Genomic DNA, 2,663 nt, shown 5'->3' with positions numbered 1-2,663 from the left:
TGGCGATATTCATGTGACAAAGGCTAAGAAGGATGAATGGGATTCTAAGGCACCAGGCAATACGAAGACGGAATTAGATGCCCATGTGGCTGATAAGGTTGCCCATGTAACCAAAGCAGACCATGACAAACTCGGAAGCATCGAGGAAGGGGCTGAAGTTAATCAGCTGGCTTTCTCCATAATCAAGGTATCAGGTCAAGGGGATATCACAGCTAAGCTTAAAACTGACACGCTACGAATTGCTGGCGGCACAGGTATTACGATCACAACAGACCCGAATACCGGAGAAGTGAAAGTAACAGCGACAGGGGACGCTACACCTGGTCCTCATGCCGAGACGCACCTTCCTGGTGGAACAGATGTGATACCATTTGCCACTGAAACAGTAGGTGGCCTGATGTCGGAACAGGATAAAAAAACATCGGGCAGACTGCAACTAAACTTGATAACCATGTGAAAAGTACTGTAGCTCATGCTGCGGCGGCTATATCGGTGGATGATCCTGAGTTTGCCGACAAGAACGTGCTTGGAGTGCTGAAGTATTTAAAGTCACTTGCCAATAGCATAAAGACAAAGGTCGCTGCAGCTATTGGTTCTCCTGCTACAGGGGGAGATACGGGCGACCAACTAGCACAAAAGATCAACGATGCTAAAGCAGTGGGGGCAACAAATCTAGTAGCAAAGGGTGTGTCTGCCACGGCGACAGAATCGCTGGCCACCTTGTTCGGTAAAATCAGTAACATCATAAAGGGTTCGGGCAACGCCCAGCCAGCTGATGTGCTTACAGGTAAGACGTTTACCAACGATGGCGGTGTACCGTTAACAGGTTCAATGCCGTTTCGTTCTGCGGAAAATGTCCATATGCCAAGCACAGAGCAAACGGTATGGCCGGGGGATCGTGTCTTCGTTAAGCCACCATATGGCTACTTCGATGGGGCATCATGGGTTACCGCGCCAGCGCCTCAGTTGAAGCCTGAGAACATTTTAAAGGCGGCAAATATCCTAGGTGTACAAGGAACGGCAGAACGTGCTGTACCTGGGAGGATAAGCATTACGTACAACTCGGGGCAACGTCCAGGTGTACCCGGGGAGTCAACCTTTATCGAGTTGGCGACCATCCCAGCCGGTGTCAGACTAATAACTTTAACAAAGCCAGACTGTAGCAGCCTCACATTTTGGGGCTGGGGCTTTATAGGCCTTTCGCTGCGAGATGCGGGAGGGAACGAAATCGACATTGCTAGCAATAGTGTGACGGTAATTATTGATTCATTCGTTTTGGACTTTTGGGGTAGAACAGCATCCGCCAGTGGCAGTTCGGATGGGCACGCGGTGTTCAGCAGGAATATACAACCAGAATTTAATAATAACGTGCCAATGAAGCTTGGGTATACGATTAGATCAGGCAACAACGACGTTTCATATTTTGATGCGAAATGTACAATCACGCACATGTGAGGGGTGAAGAAATGTATATTGCATATGATATTGTGTCGCAAAAAACTGGTAGAGTACGGGCGATATATCACAATCCCGTACCAGAACAGATAGAAATGGAGCCGAACGGATTCTATGTTGAATCCATTCCGGAAGCGGGGGAAAAGCCGGGATTTACTTCTAAACCAATGGTGAAAATAGATACGAAGGAGATTTATTTTGACTACTTAGCAATTCCAGACCTACCAATCGATAATACATCAGAGATCGACAAATTAAAGTTAGCAGTCGCAGAGCTTGCCGAGACTCAAGAGGCAGATGGCACAAAAACAAAGTTAGCTCTAGCCGAGCTTGCCGAGTTGGTTGCAGGAGGTGAAAAGTAACATGGCAAAGATATATTGTGATCTGATCAGGATTGGATTGCGAAGCATTGAGCAAGTACCGCTCACATGGCGAGATGCTGTACAAAATATGCTTGAAGCTTAAGGCGCTACCGCATAGACGGTCAGCGCTATTTTTATGCCCTCGGCTATTGATGGGGGCTATTTCTATTTCAAAGGGGGATTTATATGGATCGCTTTATTGAATTTGTTGGACAACTCGTAGGAGACTACGGTACGAAGCAAGTAGCCGCAGCTGGTGGTTTTGGTGTTGTTGGTGCGTACCTGTTCGGTGGTTGGCCGCTGCTGCTGCAGGTGCTTCTGATTATGACGGTGGCTGACTTCGTAACCGGCATTATGGCTGCCGGAACTGAAGGCAAGCTGCGCAGCAGCCGTGGACTTGTCGGCATTGCTAGAAAGGTATTCATCTTTGTAATCATCTCCATTGCACACCAGGTTGACACGGTTCTAGGTGATCAGCACATGCTCAGGGACGCTACCGTGTTTTTCTATATGGCGAACGAACTGTTGTCGATTATTGAAAACGGCGGGCGCATCGGCGTACCGATTCCTGGAGTGATTAAGCAGGCAGTCGAGGTTTTGAAAGGAAAAGGGGGAAATGGAGATGGAAATTAAACAACGTTTGTTGCCAGACGGCCGCTCGAACAAGCCGAGCAAGCCGATGATTCCGCAATACATCACGATACACAACACCGATAACACGAAGCCGGATGCAACCGCTGAATCACATTCTCGTTATGTATTGAACGGAAGCGGGGGAAGGCAAGCTTCATGGCACTACACGGTGGATGATAATGAGGTTTACCAGCATCTGCGCGACAACGAGCA

6 protein-coding genes are annotated in these 2,663 nt (G+C 48.3%); all 6 read left to right on the top strand.

Going from position 1 to position 2,663, the window contains the following annotated elements:
• The coding region (locus tag AZ66_RS28400) for a hypothetical protein (protein ID WP_044358001.1) at window positions 1-457 on the top strand (457 nt) is incomplete at its 5' end.
• A gap of 35 nt (window positions 458-492) precedes the next feature.
• The gene (locus AZ66_RS28395) at window positions 493-1,455 is read left to right on the top strand and encodes a hypothetical protein (protein WP_044358000.1); all 963 of its coding nucleotides are present in this window, start codon (window positions 493-495) and stop codon (window positions 1,453-1,455) included.
• A gap of 11 nt (window positions 1,456-1,466) precedes the next feature.
• Complete coding sequence (locus AZ66_RS28390) at window positions 1,467-1,817, top strand: hypothetical protein (protein ID WP_044357999.1); 351 nt, start codon at window positions 1,467-1,469, stop codon at window positions 1,815-1,817.
• Window position 1,818: 1 nt separating this feature from the next.
• Complete coding sequence (locus AZ66_RS32230) at window positions 1,819-1,920, top strand: CD1375 family protein (protein ID WP_197081794.1); 102 nt, start codon at window positions 1,819-1,821, stop codon at window positions 1,918-1,920.
• 83 nt (window positions 1,921-2,003) lie between these two features.
• On the top strand, window positions 2,004-2,450 hold the full coding sequence (locus tag AZ66_RS28385; RefSeq protein ID WP_044357998.1) for a phage holin family protein: 447 nt from the start codon (window positions 2,004-2,006) through the stop codon (window positions 2,448-2,450).
• The coding region (locus AZ66_RS28380; protein WP_044358002.1) for an N-acetylmuramoyl-L-alanine amidase at window positions 2,434-2,663 on the top strand (230 nt) is incomplete at its 3' end. The genes AZ66_RS28385 and AZ66_RS28380, both read left to right, overlap by 17 nt.

The organism is Paenibacillus sp. E194, assembly GCF_000935845.1.
Lineage (GTDB): Bacteria > Bacillota > Bacilli > Paenibacillales > Paenibacillaceae > Paenibacillus_B > Paenibacillus_B alvei_B.
The sequence above is the reverse complement of the archived record's forward strand: the minus strand, read 5'-3'. Positions and strand labels throughout refer to the sequence as shown.

What these genes read in the sequence shown, in the direction of transcription:
- AZ66_RS32230 (WP_197081794.1), top strand. Translation starts at nt 1,819, where the DNA reads ATGGCAAAGATATATTGTGATCTGATCAGGATTGGATTGCGAAGCATT.
- AZ66_RS28385 (WP_044357998.1), top strand. Translation starts at nt 2,004, where the DNA reads ATGGATCGCTTTATTGAATTTGTTGGACAACTCGTAGGAGACTACGGT.
- AZ66_RS28390 (WP_044357999.1), top strand. Translation starts at nt 1,467, where the DNA reads ATGTATATTGCATATGATATTGTGTCGCAAAAAACTGGTAGAGTACGG.